Origin of the sequence: Actinocrinis sp. (genome assembly GCF_035946395.1) — a bacterium.
GTDB lineage: Bacteria > Actinomycetota > Actinomycetes > Streptomycetales > Catenulisporaceae > Actinocrinis.
On record NZ_DASYZI010000262.1, the window covers coordinates 1 to 17,385 of the forward strand.

At 69.0% G+C, this 17,385-nt stretch carries 13 protein-coding genes and 1 pseudogene; 4 read left to right on the forward strand and 10 right to left on the reverse strand.

Translation table 11 applies throughout. From position 1 onward, the window contains the following. Nucleotides 1-161 precede the first annotated feature (161 nt). The 10 genes and pseudogenes from VGS97_RS16340 to VGS97_RS16385 form a co-directional block, all read right to left on the reverse strand. Entirely contained in the window at nt 162-1,844 is a 1,683-nt protein-coding gene (locus tag VGS97_RS16340; protein WP_326854386.1) for an NADH-quinone oxidoreductase subunit N, read from the reverse strand. A 2-nt stretch (nt 1,845-1,846) separates the two neighbouring features. Next, nucleotides 1,847-3,367 (reverse strand): NADH-quinone oxidoreductase subunit M, encoded by a 1,521-nt coding sequence (locus VGS97_RS16345; RefSeq protein ID WP_326854387.1) that lies wholly within the window; start codon nt 3,365-3,367, stop codon nt 1,847-1,849. Next, nucleotides 3,367-5,262, reverse strand: coding sequence for an NADH-quinone oxidoreductase subunit L (locus VGS97_RS16350; protein ID WP_326854389.1), 1,896 nt, complete (start codon nt 5,260-5,262; stop codon nt 3,367-3,369). The genes VGS97_RS16345 and VGS97_RS16350 overlap by 1 nt, the downstream gene beginning before the upstream one ends. Continuing rightward, the gene (gene nuoK / locus VGS97_RS16355) at nt 5,259-5,717 is read right to left on the reverse strand and encodes an NADH-quinone oxidoreductase subunit NuoK (RefSeq protein ID WP_326854391.1); all 459 of its coding nucleotides are present in this window, start codon (nt 5,715-5,717) and stop codon (nt 5,259-5,261) included. The genes VGS97_RS16350 and nuoK overlap by 4 nt, the downstream gene beginning before the upstream one ends. Next, on the reverse strand, nt 5,717-6,265 hold the full coding sequence (locus VGS97_RS16360; RefSeq protein ID WP_349262162.1) for an NADH-quinone oxidoreductase subunit J: 549 nt from the start codon (nt 6,263-6,265) through the stop codon (nt 5,717-5,719). Before VGS97_RS16360 ends, nuoK begins: the two co-directional genes overlap by 1 nt. Before the next feature lie 38 nt (nt 6,266-6,303). Further along, nucleotides 6,304-6,837, reverse strand: a complete 534-nt coding sequence (locus tag VGS97_RS16365) for a 4Fe-4S binding protein (RefSeq protein WP_349262163.1) — start codon at nt 6,835-6,837, stop codon at nt 6,304-6,306. Between the two features lie 86 nt (nt 6,838-6,923). Then, on the reverse strand, nt 6,924-7,892 hold the full coding sequence (locus VGS97_RS16370) for a complex I subunit 1 family protein (protein WP_326854394.1): 969 nt from the start codon (nt 7,890-7,892) through the stop codon (nt 6,924-6,926). After that, entirely contained in the window at nt 7,892-8,611 is a 720-nt protein-coding gene (locus tag VGS97_RS16375) for an NADH-quinone oxidoreductase subunit C (protein ID WP_326854395.1), read from the reverse strand. Before VGS97_RS16375 ends, VGS97_RS16370 begins: the two co-directional genes overlap by 1 nt. Before the next feature lie 534 nt (nt 8,612-9,145). Beyond that, nucleotides 9,146-9,635 (reverse strand): annotated as a pseudogene (locus tag VGS97_RS29600) (NADH-quinone oxidoreductase subunit B); the annotation flags it as partial. 152 nt (nt 9,636-9,787) lie between these two features. Continuing rightward, nucleotides 9,788-10,183: an NADH-quinone oxidoreductase subunit A gene (locus VGS97_RS16385; RefSeq protein WP_326854397.1), complete on the reverse strand. Its 396-nt coding sequence runs from the start codon at nt 10,181-10,183 to the stop codon at nt 9,788-9,790. Nucleotides 10,184-10,445: 262 nt separating this feature from the next. On the opposite strand from VGS97_RS16385, the gene VGS97_RS16390 reads away from it, so the two are divergent. The 4 genes from VGS97_RS16390 to rarD all read left to right on the forward strand — a co-directional run bounded on the left by VGS97_RS16390 (nt 10,446) and on the right by rarD (nt 17,233). Next, a complete protein-coding gene (locus VGS97_RS16390; RefSeq protein WP_326854398.1) occupies nt 10,446-12,347 on the forward strand; it encodes a 2-oxoacid:acceptor oxidoreductase subunit alpha in 1,902 nt (633 codons plus the stop codon). Continuing rightward, nucleotides 12,340-13,413, forward strand: a complete 1,074-nt coding sequence (locus VGS97_RS16395) for a 2-oxoacid:ferredoxin oxidoreductase subunit beta (protein ID WP_326854399.1) — start codon at nt 12,340-12,342, stop codon at nt 13,411-13,413. The genes VGS97_RS16390 and VGS97_RS16395 overlap by 8 nt, the downstream gene beginning before the upstream one ends. 298 nt (nt 13,414-13,711) lie before the next feature. Continuing rightward, complete coding sequence (locus VGS97_RS16400; protein WP_414641732.1) at nt 13,712-16,150, forward strand: amino acid permease; 2,439 nt, start codon at nt 13,712-13,714, stop codon at nt 16,148-16,150. 99 nt (nt 16,151-16,249) lie between these two features. Then, nucleotides 16,250-17,233: an EamA family transporter RarD gene (rarD, locus tag VGS97_RS16405; RefSeq protein ID WP_326854401.1), complete on the forward strand. Its 984-nt coding sequence runs from the start codon at nt 16,250-16,252 to the stop codon at nt 17,231-17,233. The last annotated feature ends 152 nt before the right edge of the window (nt 17,234-17,385 follow it).

Consider the following 17,385-nt stretch of genomic DNA (forward strand, 5'->3'; position numbering starts at 1 on the left):
ATCGTCAGCAGACCCCGCCAAAGTCCCGAACCGGTACACCCCGTCCAACGTTTGGACGATCACGACCAGTTCCCGAGCGGGCTCGGTCGCGAGCCCGCGCCTTCACCGTCGACACTGTCGCCATGAGCGTCTCGCCATGGCAGTGCACTCCAGGCGCCGCTTCACCACCAGGAGGAAACGGCGTCGAGAGCGGGATTGGGCCAGAATGAGAATACGACGGCGAGCGTGAACGCGATGCCGATCGCAATGCGCGGGGCCAGTGCGGGTACGGCGCGCGGAGGCGCGGGGGGCAGCGCACTCTCGGACACCGCGAGCTGGGGTGCCGCCAGCTGGGGCGATGCAAGCTCAGGGACTGCAAACTGGGGCGCCGCGAGTTGGAGCGATGCGAGTTGGGGCGCCGCGAGCTCGGGAGCTGCGAGTTGGGGCGATGCAAGCTCGGGAGCTGTGAGCTGGGGCGCCGGGAACAGTGAGACGTCGAACAGGATGGCCGCCCACCGCAGGTAGTAGTACAGCGCGACGACGATGTTGACGGCCATGACCGCGGCGAGCCACACCAGGTTGCCGCTGACCGCCGCCTTGAACACGACGACCTTCGCGAACAGGCCCATCACGCCCGGCGGCAGGCCGGCCAGGCACAGCAGGAAGAAGGCGAGTGCCAGGGCGGTGCGCGGCCGTTCGCGGTACATGCCGCGGTAGGTGGCGAGCTCGCCGCCGGAGACCATGCTGACCACGGCGAACGCGCCGAGGTTCATCACCGCGTACAGCACCAGGTAGCCGACGGAGGCGGCGACCGGGTTCAGGCTCGTGTCCGTGTGGGTGACCGCCAGCGGCACCAGCACGTACCCGGCCTGCGCGACCGTGGACCAGGCCAGCAGGCGGACCGCCGAGCGCTGACGCAGCGCGATCACGTTGCCGACGGTCATGGTCGCCGCCGCGAGCACCCCGATCAGCACGCCGACCGAGTGCAGGTACGCACGCAGCGCCAGTTCCACGGTGAGGATCAGTCCGGCGAACCCGGCCGACTTGGAGATCACCGACAGGTACGCGGCCACCGGGATCGGCGCGCCCGCGTAGACCTCCGGCGTCCAGAAGTGGAACGGCACCGCGGAGATCTTGAAACCGAAACCGACCAGCGTGAGCACCACCCCCGCGACGGCGACCGTGGCCTGCGCGCCGCCCTCGGCCGAGATCTGCGCCAGCCGCGCGCTGGTCTGCTGGAAGAACACGGTGCCGGTGGTGCCGTAGATCAGCGAGATGCCGAAGAGCATCACCGCGGTCGAGGCGATCGACATCAGGAAGAACTTCAGCGCCGCCTCTCCCCCGACCCGCCGCCCGAAGCCGACCAGCGCGAAGGCCGGCAGCGACAACGTCTCAAGCGCGACCGTGATCGTGACGAAGTCGCGCGCCGCGGCCAGCACCAGCGCGCCGGTCAGTGAGCAGAGCACCAGGAAGTGGTATTCGCCGAACGGTACTGCGAAGCGGCGCGGTGCCATCAGCACGACCAGGACGGTCGCGCCCAACGCGAGGGTTTGCAAGGTCAGGGTGAAGCTGTCGACCGAGTACGAGCACGCACCTACACCTGCACCGGCGTTCGCGCCGGGTCCGTTGCCGAGCAGGCAGAAGGTGTTGCGTGGGAGCGCGGTCTTGCTGCTCCACAGCACGGTCTCGGCGATCAGCGCGGCGATCAGGATGCCGATCGTGCCCCAGGCGAGCCAGGGCTTGCGCTGCGCGGGCAGGAACAGGTCGGCGACGAGCACGACCAGTGCGCCGCCCGCGACGAGCAACACCGGCAGCAGCGCGGTGTAGTCGATCGACTGGATGCTGAAGAGACCGGTGGTTCCCATGGCTAGCGCGTCACTCCCAGCAGGTTGTGCACGGCCGGGTCGGCCAGCGTGAGGATCACGGCGGGCCACAGCCCGGCGAGCAGCGTGAGCCCGGCCAGCGGCGTCCAGGTGACGAGCTCACGCGGCGTCAGGTCGGTGACCGGCTCGTAGCGGCTCCTGCCGTTCGGCCCGGCGGCGGCGCCCATGCACAGGCGGCGCACCACGAGCAGGAAGTACGTGGCGGTCACGATCATGCCGACGCCTGCGACGGCCATGAGGATGTGGAAACCGATCGAGGTCAGGCCGGCGGCCGGTTTCGCCGCGCCGATGATCGCGTACAGCTCGCCCCAGAACCCGGCCAGGCCCGGCAGTCCGAGCGAGGCCATCGCGGTGAAGACCACCAACGCGCCGTAGCGGCGTGCTCGCTCGTACAGGCCGCGGCCGAGCGTGTAGAGGTCGGTCGTGCCGAGCCGTTCCTTGAACCCACCGGCGATGAAGAACAGCAGGCCGGTGATCAGCCCGTGCGCGACCGAGGCGAACAGCGCGCCGTCGACACCGATGCGCGTGAGGGTGGCGATGCCGAGCAGCACGAAACCCATGTGGCCGACCGAGGAATAGGCGATCAGCCGTTTGAGGTCCCCGCCGCGCCGCGCTTGGGCCATACAGGCGAAGGCGCCGTAGACGATGCCCACGACGCCGAAGCCGCCCAAGGCGAAGGCGAACTGGTGCGCGCCCTGCGGCACCATCCCGGCGCCGATCCGGACGAAGCCATAGGTGCCCATCTTCAGCAGCACCCCGGCCAGCAGCACGGAGCCGACGGTCGGCGCCGAGGTGTGCGCGTCGGGCAGCCAGGTGTGCAGCGGCCACATCGGAGTCTTGACCGCGAAGCCGAGGCCGACGAGCAGGAACGCCAGCTCCTGCGTGGCGGCGGTCATCCCGAGGCCGTGCAGCTGTGCGAGCCTGACCATGTCGAACGTGCCGGTCTTGGCGTGGATCACCAGGAAGCCGAGCAGCATCAGCGCCGAGCCGAGCAGCGTGTACAGGATGAACTTGTTCGCCGCGCGCCGCCGCTGCTCCCCGCTGCCCCAGCGGTGGATGAGTGCGTACATCGGCAGCAGCACGATCTCGAAGAAGACGAAGAACAGCAGCAGGTCAAGCGCGACGAAGGTGCCGACCATGCCGATCTCCAGCAGCAGGAGCAGCGCGGTGAAGGAGCGGCCGGACTCGTCCTTCGTGGTCGTGCGCACGGCGTAGAGCAGGCAGAGCGCGGACAGCAGGGTGGTCAGCAGGAGGAGCGGGAGGGAGATCCCGTCGACACCGAGGTGGAAGCGCAGGTCGATGGCGGGCACCCAGGACTTGTCGACCTGGCCCTGGAACCGCTGTGCATGGTCGTAGTCGAACAGCGGCAGCAGGACCAGGGACAGCAGGAAGACGAGGACGCCGGCAGCGGCGCCGATTCGTCCGGCCTGCCGAGCGGGCGCGGCGTACAGCGCGACGAGCCCGGCGGCGGGGACGACCAGCAGCAGGACGAGCAGCGTGGCCATCAACGCACCTGCCCTGCACCGTGTCCAACGAGAATAATCATGGCGGCGGCGATGATGATCACTCCGGTGAACAGTACGGTCAGGTAGAGCTGGATGTTGCCGGTCTGCACGCGGCGCAGCAGCCCGCCGAGTCCGCGCGCACTTATTCCGGCGCCGCGTGCGTACGCGTCCACGACCTCGGTGTCCAGGTAGCCGACCACCCTTGCCATCACCTTCGCAGGCTGAATGATGATCAGATCTTGAACGTCGTCGAGGTAGAAGCCGTAGAGCGCCGTCTCGCGCCACGGCCCGAGCAGCCGCGCCGGATCGGCCGCCGGATCGCGTTGCCACGCGTACCAGACGCCGCCCGCGCCGAGCAGCGTCAGCACGAAGGCGAGTGCGGAGGTCGGACCGCCGGGAGCCAGGTCCGCACCGGCGCCCGCCGGGACCGCCAGGCCGAAGGCGTCGCCGATCCACGACGCGAACGCCCCGCCACCGAGTGCGACGAAGCCGAGGATCGCCGACGGGACGGCGAGCACGATCAGCGGGACCAGTTCGGTCTGCGGGGCCTCGATGAGGTGTTCCTCCGGAGACGCGTCCGGGAACGGCCCCCAGAACATCTTCAGCCACAGGCGTGTGGCGTAGGCGGCGGTCAGGCCGACCGTGAGCAGCCCGGCGATCAGCACGATCCGTCCGGCGGCGGCGAACTGGCCGTGCGCGTCCCAGGCCGCGCCGAGGATCGCCTCCTTGGAGAACCAGCCGGAGAACAGCGGTACGCCGACCAACGCGGCCAAAGCAATCGTCATCGTGCGGTACGCGATCGGCATGCGGTGACGCAGGCCACCCATCGCGGACAGGTCGTTGGAGCCGACGCGATGGATGACGACTCCGGCGGCGAGGAAGAGCAGCGCCTTGAACGCGCCGTGAGTGAGCAGGTGGAAGACGGCCGCAGCGCGCCCACCGGCCGCCAGACCGCCGAGCATGTAGGCGAGCTGACTGACCGTCGAGTACGCGAGCACTTTCTTGACGTCGGTCTGCGCGAACGCGGCGAGCGCCGATCCGATCATCGTGATCGCGGCGATCACGGCCATCAACGTCAACACGCCCGGCGCGAGCAGGAAGACCGGGTAAAGCAACGCGACGACGTAGACACCGGCGGCGACCATCGTCGCGGCGTGGATAAGCGCGCTGATCGGCGTCGGGCCGGCCATCGCGTCGGGCAGCCAGGTGTGCAGCGGGAACTGCGCGGACTTGCCGACCACGCCGCACAGCAGCAGCGTCGCGATGAACGGTGCGTAGGCGAGGCCGTGTACGGCGATCGAGTGCAGCACGTCGTCGATGCGGAAGCTGCCGGTGCGGACGCCGAGCGCGGCGATGCCGAACAGGAACGGCACGTCGCCGGTCTTGGTGACCAGGAACGCCTTGATCGAGCCGGAACGCGCGTCGGCCCGCTCCCAGTGGTGGCCGATCAGGAAGTACGAGCAGGCGCCCATGACCTCCCAGCCGACCAGCAGCACGATCAGGTCGGCCGAGTAGACCACCAGCAGCATAGCGGCGGTGAACAGGGAGACCAACGCGGCGTAGGTCGGGTAGCGCTTCTCCTGCCGCATGTAGGTCAGCGAGTAGACCTGAACGCAGAGCGCGACGACGGTGACCAGGATGCCGGTCAACGCGGACAGCCCGGTCACGCGCGTGCCGAGCCAGACGGTGGACTGACCGGCCGGGGCGAACTGCATGGCCGACGTGGACGTGCCGCCGGCACCGTGCGCGACCTGGACCACGAGCGAGGTGAACAGCGCGGCGGCGATCGGCGCGACTGACCAGAACTTCACGTGCCGCAGGTCGCGGGCTCCGGCGAAGGTGACGGCCGAGCCGAGGAAGGGCAGCGCGACGGTGAGAGCCGCGAAGACGTTCACCGGGACGCCTCCGTGGCTGTGACTGTGGCTGCGGCTGTGGACTCCGGGGCGCGGTCCAGGGCGCGGTCGTCGGCCGCCGCGTCGGTCCCGGGCGCGGGCACTGCGGAGCGGCGCGGGCTCGGATCGGTCTCGTCGTCCGGCCCGCCCAACGGTTCGGCGAGTTGCCGCTGGCCGTCGATGTCGGCGTTGCCGCGCTGCCGGAAGATCATCAGCACGATGGCGAGCCCGAGCCCGGTTTCGGCGGCGGCGATGGTGATGACGAACAGGGTGAAGATCTGCCCGATGTTGAACGTGTCGCGCAGCAGCGAACCGAACGCGATCAGGTTGACGTTCACCGCATTGAGCAGCAGCTCGATGGCCATCAGCACGGTGATCGCGTTACGGCGGGCGAGCACTCCGTAAAGTCCGATGGCGAACAGCAAGGCGCCGAGCAGGAGCGGGTACACGGCGTGCATCAGTCGTCGGCCTCGCTGTCCGGCCCGCCGTGCGGGGCGGCGGATTGGGCGCTGCCGGTGCCGTCGGTGTGTCGGCGGGAGATGACGATCGCTCCGACGAGGGCCGCGAGCAGCAGCACGGACAAGGTTTCGAACGGCAGCACCCAGAACTTGAACAGCGCCGCGCCGTTCGCGGCACCGGTGCCCTGCGCGACGGCGTCGCGCGGTTCGATCCACACGTCGCGGTACGCGTCGGCCAGGACGGTGACGAGCACGCCGGCCGCCCCGGCCCCGACGACGATCGCGGGCAGCTTGTGCTTCACGTCGAGTTCGTCGGTGGGCCCGATCGGCGCGCGGGTGAGAACGAGCCCGAACAGCAGCAGCACGACGATCGCGCCGACGTAGATGAGGATCTGCACCCACGCGACCAGTTCCGCGCCGAGCAGCAGGTACTCTCCGGCGATCCCGCCGAGGCAGACCACGAGCCACAGCGCGCAGTGCACCAGGTTCCGCACGGTGACCACGAGCAGCGCCGAGCCGAGAACGACCAAGCCGATCAGGACGAACATGATCTCGACGCCGGTCGGGGACAGGTAGGAGTGGCCGGTCACCCGTCCTCCTCCCGGCTCTCGTCGTCAGAGGGCTCGGCAAGGGCCACGATCTCGGCGGCCTTAAGCGCGGTCATCCGCTTGTCGGCCGTCTTCTGCGCGAGCGCGATCTCCTTGGGTTCCTCGGCCCCCGGGTCGTGGGCGACCGGCGCGGGCACCGTCCAGAACCATTCGCGCAGCCGGTCCTTCTCGTGCAGCAGGTCCCGGATGTCGAGCTCGGCGTACTCGAACTCCGGGGACCATTCGAGCGCGTCGAAGGGGCAGACCTCGATGCAGATCCCGCAGTACATGCACAGCGAGAAGTCGATCGCGAACCGGTCGAGCACGTTGCGGGTGCGTTCACGCCCACCGCTCGGCGGCGCGGGGACCGTCTCCTTGTGCGAGTCGATGTAGATGCACCAGTCCGGGCACTCGCGCACGCAGAGCATGCAGACCGTGCAGTTCTCCTCAAGCAGCGCGATGACGCCGCGGGTGCGCGGGGGCAGCTCGGGCGGCTGGTCCGGATACTGCACCGTGTGCGCACGCTGCGTCATGGTCTTGAAGGTCGTCACCAACCCCTTGACCAGTCCGGCGCCGGGGAATTCACCCCGGCCGCTCTGCCTCTCGTCGGGCTCGGTGGTCACAGCACCCTCACCACCCCGGTGATCGCGAGTTGGGCCAAGGAAAGCGGGATCAGCGCGGTCCAGGCGAACCGTTGCAACTGATCCTCGCGCAGCCGCGGATAGCTGACGCGCAGCCAGATCACCACGAAGGACAGCACCAGCGTTTTGAGCACCGTCCACAGCCAGCCGAGGTACGTGGAGAACGGTCCGTGCCAGCCGCCGAGGAACAGCACCACGGTCAGCAGGCAGAGCAGCACGATCCCGGCGTACTCGGCGAGCAGGAAGAACGCGAAGCGCAGCCCGGTGTACTCGGTGTACGCGCCGAAGATGATCTCCGAGTCGGCCACCGGCATGTCGAACGGCGGGCGTTGCAGCTCGGCGAGCCCGGAGACGAAGAACACGAAGGCGCCGATCAGCTGCCAGGGCAGCCACCACCAGTGCCACTTCTCCACGATCCCGCCGAGCGAGAGCGTGCCCGCGGCCATGCCGACCGACGCGGCCGACAGCAGCATCGGCAGCTCGTAGGCCATCAGCTGCGCGGCCGACCGGATGCCGCCGAGCAGCGAGTACTTGTTGGCACTGGCCCAGCCGCCCATCAGCGTGCCCAGCACACTGACGCCCATGACCGCGAGAACGAAGAACAGGCCGAGGTCGAGCTCGACGCCGACCTGCGTGCCCGGCCCGATCGGCACCACGACGAGCGCGACCAGGTAGGGCAGCAGCGCGATGGCCGGCGCCAGCTGGAAGACGACCCGGTCGGCGTCGGCGGGGACGATCGACTCCTTTTGGGCGAACTTCACGCCGTCCGCGATCAGCTGCGCCCAGCCGTGGAAGCCGCCGGCCTCCATCGGCCCGAGCCTGCCCTGCATGTGCGCCATCGCCTTGTGCTCCATCTGGCCGACCAGCAGCGGCACGACCAGGAAGAAGCCGAGGATCACGACGAGCCGCAGGACGACTTCGAGCCACCAGTGCGCGGTGCCGCCCATCAGTCCTCGACCCCGCCGTCCGCGTCCGGCGAACCGGACGAAGCGGCTTCGGGCTGCTGCGCGGAAAGCGGTTTGAGCCACTGCGGGCCCGGCACACCCGGCGGGAGCATCCTGCGGCGTCCGGGTGCGGCGCGGCCGCGGTCGTGCTCGGACTCGCCGGGCTCCTTCGCTCCGGGCCACGCCTTGGCCACCCGCGAGGCCAGCACGAAGTCCTTGCGCAGCGGATGGCCCTCGAAGCCGTCAGGCAGCAGCAGCGGCTTGAGGTCCGGATGCCCGGTGAACACGACGCCGAACATCTCGAAGGTCTCCCGCTCGTGCCAGTCGGCGCCGCGGTAGAGCGTCGTCGCGGTCGGCAACTCGGCCTTGTCGCGCGGCACCAGGGTCTTGAGCAGCACGCCCTGCCCCCGGGCGAGCCGGTGGCTGCCGGCGGCTATGTCGGAGCTGGCGGTGTCGGAATCAATGGTGCCGACGCCGATGGGAGCGCAGACGAAGGCGGCGATCGAGTAGCCGCTGTCCAATTCGTCGACCGCGGTCAGCCAGTCGAAGAAGGTCGCGCCGAGCTCGTCGCGCGCGGCGGTCAGCGCGGCGATCCACTGCTGCGGCGGGACGACGGCGAGCGGACGGCCATAGTTCTCCCGGACCTCGGCCGCGCCCCCGGCGGCCCGCCCGAGCACCTGCGCGACCGTCTCGACGACGCTCGCCACGCTCTCAGGGCTCATCGTCGTATTCCCATTCCTGGTCGCGTGCCGCCTTGTCGAACAATGACAGGCCGTGGTCGCGAGCACGCCGCAACTCGCGGAAGTAGTGCCGGCGCGGCAGCCTTATCTTCGGCAGCGTCTCGGTCGGCGCGGGCTCGACCTTGGGCACCTCGACGGTAGGGGCATCGGCGGCCGACGGCGGCGGGAACGGCCGTACATATGCCGGAGGGGCGGCGATCGGTGGGACCGCGGCCGTCGATCCGTCGGCACTCGGCGGCGCGGGAGTCAGGGGCACTGTGACAGGTGACGGCGCGTCAGTCGGCGTGACAGTCGCCACATCCGCGGCAATCGACGGCAACGGAGCCGTCGGCGCGGAAGGCGGTGTCTGCGCGGCGGGCGGGAGTTCGGCCGTACGTGGCGGCCTGCGCCAGAGCGACTTGAGTGCACCGGCGGCATCGGCGCTCGCTGCGGCGGCCTTCCGCAAACGCTCGCCGGAGAGCGCGCGCTCGACGGCCGTGGGTCCGCTGCTGCGCGACGTGGCGCGAATCACGCGCCCATCGGTGCCCTCGGCCGCGATCTTCTCCTGAAGCGTGATGATCCCCTGCAACAGCGCCTCGGGCCGGGGCGGGCAGCCGGGCACGTACACGTCCACCGGGATGATCTGGTCGACGCCCTTGGTCACCGAGTACGAGTCCCAGTACGGTCCGCCGCAGTTCGAGCACGCGCCGAACGAGATCACGTACTTCGGTTCCGGCATCTGCTCGTACAGCCGCTTGACCGCCGGTGCCATCTTGTCGGTCACGGTGCCCGATACGACCATCAGATCGGCCTGCCGCGGCCCCGGGGCGAACGGGATCACCCCGAGCCGGATGAAGTCGTGCCGGGCCATCGAGGCCGCGATGAATTCGATCGCGCAACAGGCCAAACCGAAGTTGAACACCCACAGCGAGTACTTGCGGCCCCAGTTGAGCACCACCTTCATCGGCTTCGGCGCCAGGTCGAAGCCCGTGCCGAATCCGCGCAGCGGCGCACCGATCACCGGCATGCCGAGGGCCACCGGTCCGGCGACGGCTGCCAGAGTTCGAACCGCCGGGATTCCGACCACTGGCGCCCCGGCCAGCGGATTCTCGGCTGTCGAGACGGACATCCCACCTATCGGGATGCCAGCCCCCGGAAGCGGCTGCGTCTCCCCCTCGTTCACACCCACGTCAACACGCCCTTCTTGTAGGCGTAGAGGATCCCGACCGCCAGGAAGCCGATGAAGACGAACATCTCAGCGAGCGTGGTAGGGCCGAATCCGGGCGCTGCGAACACGGTGGCCCATGGAAACAGGTAGACGGCGTCCACGGCGAAGATGACGTAGAGGAACGCGTAGATGTAGTAACGCACCTGCGTATGTGCCCAACCCTCGCCGACCGGATCGACACCGCACTCATAGGTGAGCAGCTTCTCCGCGGTCGGCCGCGCGGGCGCGAGCAACCGGTTCGCCGCGAAGGAAACCGTCACGAAGGCGATGCCGAGCAGCAGCAACATGCCGACGATCGAGTACGCGGAGTAGTACGTCGTGGTGCCGCTCGCTCCGCCGATTCCCATAAAGCCGCCGCCTGTCCTCCTGTCCGGTGCCGCTTACGCAGGACCGGTTCCGCCCGCGTCATCGCACAAGGGTACTCGGCCCGTGAGGTGCCGCCGGGAGGCTGGGCATCCTGGAAGAGGCAGGCATCGCACGGAGCAGACAAGACTCAGGCGTACGATGGAAGAGGGCCGGAGGGTGGCGGGAACGGCACGCTCCGAGTGATCGAAGTGGTGCGTGCGATCCCAGGAACCGTCCCACAGTGTGGACAGCCAAGGAGGTTCGGTGGCGGGCGAGGCGATCGACGAGAAGCAGGGCGCACCGGTGAAACGGCTCGGCGGGGTCGTGATCCGTATCGCCGGTGACTCCGGGGACGGGATGCAGCTGACCGGGGACCGGTTCACCGCCGAGACCGCCGCGTACGGCAACGACCTGTCCACCCTGCCGAACTTCCCGGCCGAGATCCGCGCCCCGGCCGGCACGCTGCCCGGCGTCTCGGCCTTCCAGCTGCACTTCGCCGACCACGACATCCTCACCCCGGGCGACGCCCCGGACGTGCTGGTCGCGATGAACCCGGCGGCGCTCAAGGCGAATCTCAAGGACGTCCCGCGCGGCGGGACCGTCATCGTGAACACCGACGAGTTCACCTCGCGCGCGCTGACCAAGGTCGGCTACCCGGCCAACCCGCTGGAGAGCGGGGAGCTCGACGCCTACCAGGTGCACCGGGTCGCGCTGACCTCCTCCACGGTCAAGGCGCTCGAAGGCCATCCGCTCAGCCGCAAGGAGGCGGAGCGGGCCAAGAACATGTACGCCCTCGGCCTGCTGTCCTGGCTCTACAACCGGCCGACCGACCGCACGCTCGCCTTCCTCGACCAGAAGTTCGGCAAGCGCCCCGACATCGCCGCCGCGAACCGGGCCGCGTTCCTGGCCGGCTGGAACTACGGCGAGACCACCGAGGAGTTCGCGGTCTCCTACGAGGTCGCCCCGGCGGCGCTGCCCGCCGGCCGGTACCGCAACATCTCCGGCAACCTGGCGCTGGCCTACGGACTGGTCGCCGCCTCGCGCCGGTCCGGGCTGCCGCTGTTCCTCGGCGCGTACCCGATCACCCCCGCCTCGGACATCCTGCACGAGCTCTCCAAGCACAAGAACTTCGGTGTGCGCACCTTCCAGGCGGAAGACGAGATCGCCGGGATCGGCGCGGCGCTCGGCGCGTCCTTCGGCGGCGCGCTCGGCGTGACCACCTCCTCCGGCCCCGGCATCGCGCTCAAGGCGGAGACGATCGGGCTCGCGGTCTCCCTCGAACTGCCGCTGGTCATCTGCGACATCCAGCGCGGCGGCCCGTCCACCGGCCTGCCGACCAAGACCGAGCAGGCGGACCTGCTGCAAGCGATGTTCGGCCGCAACGGTGAGGCGCCGGTACCGGTCGTCGCGCCGCGCTCCCCCTCAGACTGCTTCTACGCCGCGATCGAGGCGGCGCGCATCGCCATCACGTACCGCACACCGGTCTTCCTGCTCTCCGACGGGTACCTGGCCAACGGTTCCGAGCCGTGGCAGGTGCCGAACGTGGACGAGCTACCGGACCTGCACGTGGAGTTCGCGACCGCGCCCCCGGAGGGCGAGGTCTTCCTGCCGTACCAGCGCGACCCGGAGACGCTGGCGCGTCCGTGGGCCATCCCCGGCACGCCGGGCCTTGAGCACCGGATCGGCGGCATCGAGAAGGCCGACCTCACCGGCGAGATCTCCTACGACCCGGCGAACCACGACTTCATGGTGCGCACCCGGCAGGCCAAGGTGGACCGGATCGCCGACACCATCGAGCCGCTGGAAGTGGACGACCCGGGCGGCGGCGCCCGCGTCCTGGTGCTCGGCTGGGGCTCGACCTACGGACCGGCGCAGGCCGCGTGCCGCAAGGTCCGGGCGGGGGGCGGCAAGGTGGCGCACGCACACCTGCGGCACCTCAACCCCTTCCCGGCCAACCTCGGCGAGGTGCTGAGCCGCTACGACCGGGTGCTGATCCCCGAGATGAACCTCGGTCAGCTCGCCCTGCTGGTGCGGGCCAAGTACCTGGTCGACGCGGTCGGATACAACAAGGTGCGCGGCCTGCCGTTCACCTCGGCCGAGCTCACCGACGTGATCAACGGCCTGATCGGGGAACTCGTGCCTGCTGGAGGGTTCGCAGATGCTTGAGACGACGAACGGTAACGGGCACGGCAACGGCACCGCGAACGGGAACGGGCACGCGTCGACGCACACCCTGCTGCCGCTGACGGTCAAGGACTTCAAGACCGACCAGGAAGTGCGGTGGTGCCCCGGCTGCGGCGACTACGCGATTCTCGCCGCGGTCCAGGGCCTGATGCCGACGCTCGGGCTGCGGCGGGAGAACATCGTGTTCGTCTCCGGCATCGGCTGCTCGTCCCGGTTCCCGTACTACATGAACACCTACGGGATGCACTCGATCCACGGGCGCGCCCCGGCGATCGCCACCGGCCTGGCCGCCACCCGCCCGGACCTGAGCGTGTGGGTGATCACCGGTGACGGCGACGCACTCTCCATCGGCGGCAACCACCTGATCCACGCGCTGCGCCGGAACGTCAATCTGAAGATCCTGCTGTTCAACAACCGGATCTACGGACTGACCAAGGGCCAGTACTCCCCCACCAGCGAGGTGGGCAAGATCACCAAGTCCACCCCGCTGGGCTCGCTGGACGCCCCGTTCAACCCGCTGTCCCTGGCCATCGGCGCCGAGGTCTCGTTCCTCGGCCGCTCGATCGACTCGGACCGCAAGCACCTGACCGACGTGCTCACCGCCGCCGCGGCGCACAAGGGCACCGCGCTGGTGGAGATCTACCAGAACTGCAACATCTTCAACGACGGCGCCTTCGACGCGCTCAAGGACCCGGAGACCCGCGACCAGCGCCTGATCCGGCTCCAGCACGGCAAGCCGATCACCGGCCCCGGCCGCAAGGCGGTGCGCACCGACAGCGGCGGAATGACCCTGGTTCCCGAGGACGACCCGCGCCCGGTCGTCGTGCACGACGCCCACGCCGCCGGGCCCGAGCACGCTTTCGCGCTGTCCCGGCTGGCCGATCCGGGCACCCTGGACGGCACGCCGGTCGGCATCCTGCGGCAGGTGGAGCGTCCCACGTACGACGAACTGATGAACGCACAGCTCGACCAGGCCGCCGCCCGCCACGGCGATGGCGACCTCGCCGCACTGCTCGTCGGCAAAGACACCTGGACCATCGGCGAGTAGGGATCGGCAAAAGACGGTAAAGGATGTCTTGGGTCTGCAACGCAGACCACGATGAATACGTCATCCTCGCCAGGGCGCCGCCGTCCACCACCGGCGGCGCCTGACGTTTCCCTCGCGATTCCCTGACGCCGCGTCACCCGGCGTCCGGTTCCGGCTCCGTCAAGAATTACTGAGCAAGGCTCATTTCTTCTGACGCGATTCAAGCGCCCGCGTATAAATGGCCGTCATCCGGCCTGCGCATAATGAGCGTGGCGGGACTCTGGTGCCCGAACCCGACGAGGAAGACGGCAGAGGCGAGATGACCACCTCGACCACGGGCCCGGCGCAGGCCGCCCCGCCCACGACGGCCACGCCGCCGGCGCTGTCGGCCACGGTGACCGTGCCGGAGAGCCTCGGCTACCGGGTGAAACGCAAGCTGCTGGGCAAACCGCTGGTCACCGACCAGCTCCACGCGGAGAAGCTCTCCCGGCCGATCGCGCTCGGCGTGCTGGCTCCGGACTGCGTCTCCTCCTCGGCGTACGGCACCGAGCAGATGCTGACGCAGCTGCTGCCGGTCTTCGGCATCGCCGGGTTCGCGCTCGTGATGCCGATCACCGGCGTGATCCTCTTCCTGCTCGTCGTTCTGACGCTCTGTTACCGCGACGTGGTCAGCGTCTACACCAGGGCCGGCGGCTCGTACGTCGTCGCCCGGGAGAACCTGGGCGTCAACGTCGCGCAGGTCGCGGCCGTCGCGCTGCTGATCGACTACATCGTGACCGTCGCGGTGCAGATCACCGCGGGCACCATCGCGGTCTCCTCCTGGCTCCAGCTGACCTTCAACATCGACATCACCGGCTGGAGCCTGTGGATCTCGGTGTTCATGATCTGCCTGCTGTGCTACGGCAACCTGCGCGGCATCCGGGAGGCCGGCCGCTCGTTCGCGATCCCGATGTACTTCTACGTCCTGATGATCGGGCTGACCGTGGCGGTCGGGCTGGGCAAGCTGCTCGTCGGCGACCTGCCCAAGGCGAACAACCTGCACGACACGAGCAACGGCGGCGTGCTGTCCCTCGGCCACGACACCCAGACGCTGGTCGCCTTCGCCGCGATCCTCGGGCTGCTCAAGGCGTTCGCCAACGGCGGATCCTCACTGACCGGCCTTGAGGCGATCTCCAACGGCGTGTCGGTCTTCCGCAAGCCGACCGGGATCAACGCGCGCAAGGCGATGCTCTACATGTCGGTGATGCTGGGCACGCTGGTCCTCGGCATCTCGATCCTGGCCTGGCAGGCGCAGACCACGCCGTACGCGAGCGGCAGCCCCTCCGTGCTCGCCCAGATCTCCAGCCTGACCTGGGGCCACAACTGGTTCGGCACGGCCATGCTGACGATCGTTCAGCTGGCCACCGCGCTGATCCTGTACACCGGCGGCAACACCTCGTTCAACGGCTTCCCGTTCCTGGCCTCCTTCGTGGCCGAGGACTCGTTCCTGCCGCGCCAGCTGATGCACCGCGGGCACCGGCTGGCCTTCTCCAACGGCATCATCATCCTGGCCATCGTCTCGCTGGCGCTGCTGATCGGCTTGCAGGGCAACCTGACCCGGCTGGTCTCGCTGTACGCGATCGGCGTGTTCACCGGCTTCACGATGGCCGCGGCGGGCCTGTTCAAGTACCACAGGGTGCGCAACGAGAAGGGCCGCACGATCAAGCTGCTGATCAACGGCTCAGCCGCCGTGCTGTCCGCCGCCGTGGTGCTGATCTTCGCGACGGTGAAGTTCACCGAGGGCGCGTGGATGGTCGTGGTGGTCTTCCCGATCGGCGTCTTCGCGCTGATCAAGCTGAACGAGCGGTACCGGCGCGAGCGGGCGGCGCTGGCTCAGGCCCCGGCCTCGGCGTCGCTGCCCACGCTGACCCGCAACACCGTCCTGGTCCTCGTCGACGCGGTCGACCTCGCGGTCATCAAGGCGCTGCGCTACGCGCGCTCGCTGCGCCCGATCGAGGTACGCGCCGTGCACTTCATGATCGACTCGAAGCACGCCGAACACCTGCGCAAGGGCTGGGACTCCTCGGTGGCGGCCGACGTGCCGCTGGAGATCATCGAGGTGCCGGACCGGCGGCTGCGGCGGGCGTCAGTCGAACTGGCCGCGCGCACCGCCGAGGAGAGCGACTCCGAGGTGACGATACTGCTGCCGCGCCGTTCCTTCTCGCTGACCAGCCGGCTGCTGCATGACCGCACCGCCGACTCGATCGCCGGCGCCGTCTCCAAGCTGCCGCACGTCGCGGCCATGATCGTGCCCTTCGACGTGGTCGAGGCGATCGAGGAGCTTGAGGCCGCCGAGCAGGGCCGGCCGGGCTCCGGCCGGGACCGGGAGCACGGGATCGGCGGCCCGAAACCGAGGCCGATGCGTGCCACCAAGAAGCTCCTGCTGGACGCCGAGTGCCCGCCGCAGGCCGCCGACCCGAGCACGCCGATCCCGATCAACTCGGTGCGCTGGCGCAACCGGGCCACCCTGGAGGGCCGAGTCCGCTCGGTGTACGTGGGCCCGGTCTCCGGCTCCCCGGCGCTGGAGGCGGAACTCTACGACGAGACCGGCGGCATCACGCTGGTCTTCCTCGGCCGGCGCAGCATCCCCGGGATCGAGCCGGGCGCGAGGATGCGCGTGGAGGGCATGGTCGGCGAGACCGAAGGCTTCCTGGCCATGGCGAACCCGTCGTACGTCCTACTGCCGCGCGACGGCGGCGACGACGCCGAAGACGAGTGACGAAAGCGCGTGCCGCGAGTGACGCAACACACACGGAACGCGTGATCGGCGACGGAAAACCGCCAGACCGCCGGTAATACCCACGCTACGCTATGGCCCATGACATCTGCCCATGACCAGGACGAACGCAAAGGTCTTATATTCGGTCTGGTCGCCTACGGCCTGTGGGGCCTGTTCCCGCTCTACTGGCCGCTGTTGAAGCCCGCGAGCGCGACCGAGATCCTCGCGCACCGGATGGCCTGGTCGCTGCTCGTGATCATGGTGATCCTGGCGGTCCGGCGCGACCTGTCGTGGATCGGGCAGCTGCGCCGCACCCCGCGCAAAGCGCTGCTGCTCGTCCTCGCGGCGACCGTGGTATCGGTCAACTGGGGCATGTACATCTGGGCGGTCAACAAGGGCCAGGTCGTCGAGACCTCGCTCGGCTACTTCATCAACCCGCTGGTGACGGTGCTGTTCGGCGTGCTGATCTTGCACGAACGGCTGCGCCCCCTCCAGTGGGCCGCAGTGGCCGTCGGCGCCGCGTCGATCGCCGAACTGGTGATCGGCTACGGCCACGTGCCGTGGATCGCGCTGATCCTGGCCTTCTCCTTCGGCAGCTACGGCCTGTTCAAGAAGCTCGCCAGCGTCCCGGCCGTGGAGTCCATGGCCGTGGAGACCGGCTACCAGTTCATCCCCGCCCTCGGCTATCTCGCATTCCTGCAAGCACAGGGCACCGCGACGTTCGGCCACACCCGCTGGATCACGACCGTCCTGCTGGCGTGCGCCGGCCTGGTGACCGTGATCCCGCTGCTCTGCTTCGCCGCGGCCGCCAACCGCCTGCCCCTGTCCACGATGGGGCTGCTCCAGTTCCTCGCCCCGATCCTGCAACTGTCCTGCGGTGTGTTCATCGCGCACGAGACCGTGCCCGGTACCGAGTGGATCGGCTTCGGCATCGTCTGGATAGCGCTGGCGCTGTTCACCTACGACTCACTCCAGCACTCACGGAGCAAGAACTCCAAGGCCCGCGCATCGCAGCCCGTCCCAGTGGCAGCCGTAGCGGTCCTTAACACGCCGTCTCTCGAACGCGCAGGCGAATCCGCATAGATCATCAAATTCAGTGATCAATGCCGCGCCAAACTCCCTAGAGAGCACCTGCGCACATACGGTAGCCGTGATCAACCGCACTGTGCGAAAGTGGGGACTATGAATGCGGCAGCAGCGCAGGCCTACGAGCCGGAACACTACGATCTCGCCGA

What these genes read in the sequence shown, in the direction of transcription:
- nuoK (WP_326854391.1), bottom strand. Translation starts at nt 5,717, where the DNA reads ATGCACGCCGTGTACCCGCTCCTGCTCGGCGCCTTGCTGTTCGCCATC.
- VGS97_RS16345 (WP_326854387.1), bottom strand. Translation starts at nt 3,367, where the DNA reads ATGGCCACGCTGCTCGTCCTGCTGCTGGTCGTCCCCGCCGCCGGGCTC.
- VGS97_RS16340 (WP_326854386.1), bottom strand. Translation starts at nt 1,844, where the DNA reads ATGGGAACCACCGGTCTCTTCAGCATCCAGTCGATCGACTACACCGCG.
- rarD (WP_326854401.1), top strand. Translation starts at nt 16,250, where the DNA reads ATGACATCTGCCCATGACCAGGACGAACGCAAAGGTCTTATATTCGGT.
- VGS97_RS16370 (WP_326854394.1), bottom strand. Translation starts at nt 7,892, where the DNA reads ATGGGCGGCACCGCGCACTGGTGGCTCGAAGTCGTCCTGCGGCTCGTC.
- VGS97_RS16375 (WP_326854395.1), bottom strand. Translation starts at nt 8,611, where the DNA reads ATGAGCCCTGAGAGCGTGGCGAGCGTCGTCGAGACGGTCGCGCAGGTG.
- VGS97_RS16365 (WP_349262163.1), bottom strand. Translation starts at nt 6,837, where the DNA reads ATGACGCAGCGTGCGCACACGGTGCAGTATCCGGACCAGCCGCCCGAG.
- VGS97_RS16360 (WP_349262162.1), bottom strand. Translation starts at nt 6,265, where the DNA reads ATGTTCGTCCTGATCGGCTTGGTCGTTCTCGGCTCGGCGCTGCTCGTG.
- VGS97_RS16385 (WP_326854397.1), bottom strand. Translation starts at nt 10,183, where the DNA reads ATGGGAATCGGCGGAGCGAGCGGCACCACGACGTACTACTCCGCGTAC.
- VGS97_RS16400 (WP_414641732.1), top strand. Translation starts at nt 13,712, where the DNA reads ATGACCACCTCGACCACGGGCCCGGCGCAGGCCGCCCCGCCCACGACG.
- VGS97_RS16395 (WP_326854399.1), top strand. Translation starts at nt 12,340, where the DNA reads ATGCTTGAGACGACGAACGGTAACGGGCACGGCAACGGCACCGCGAAC.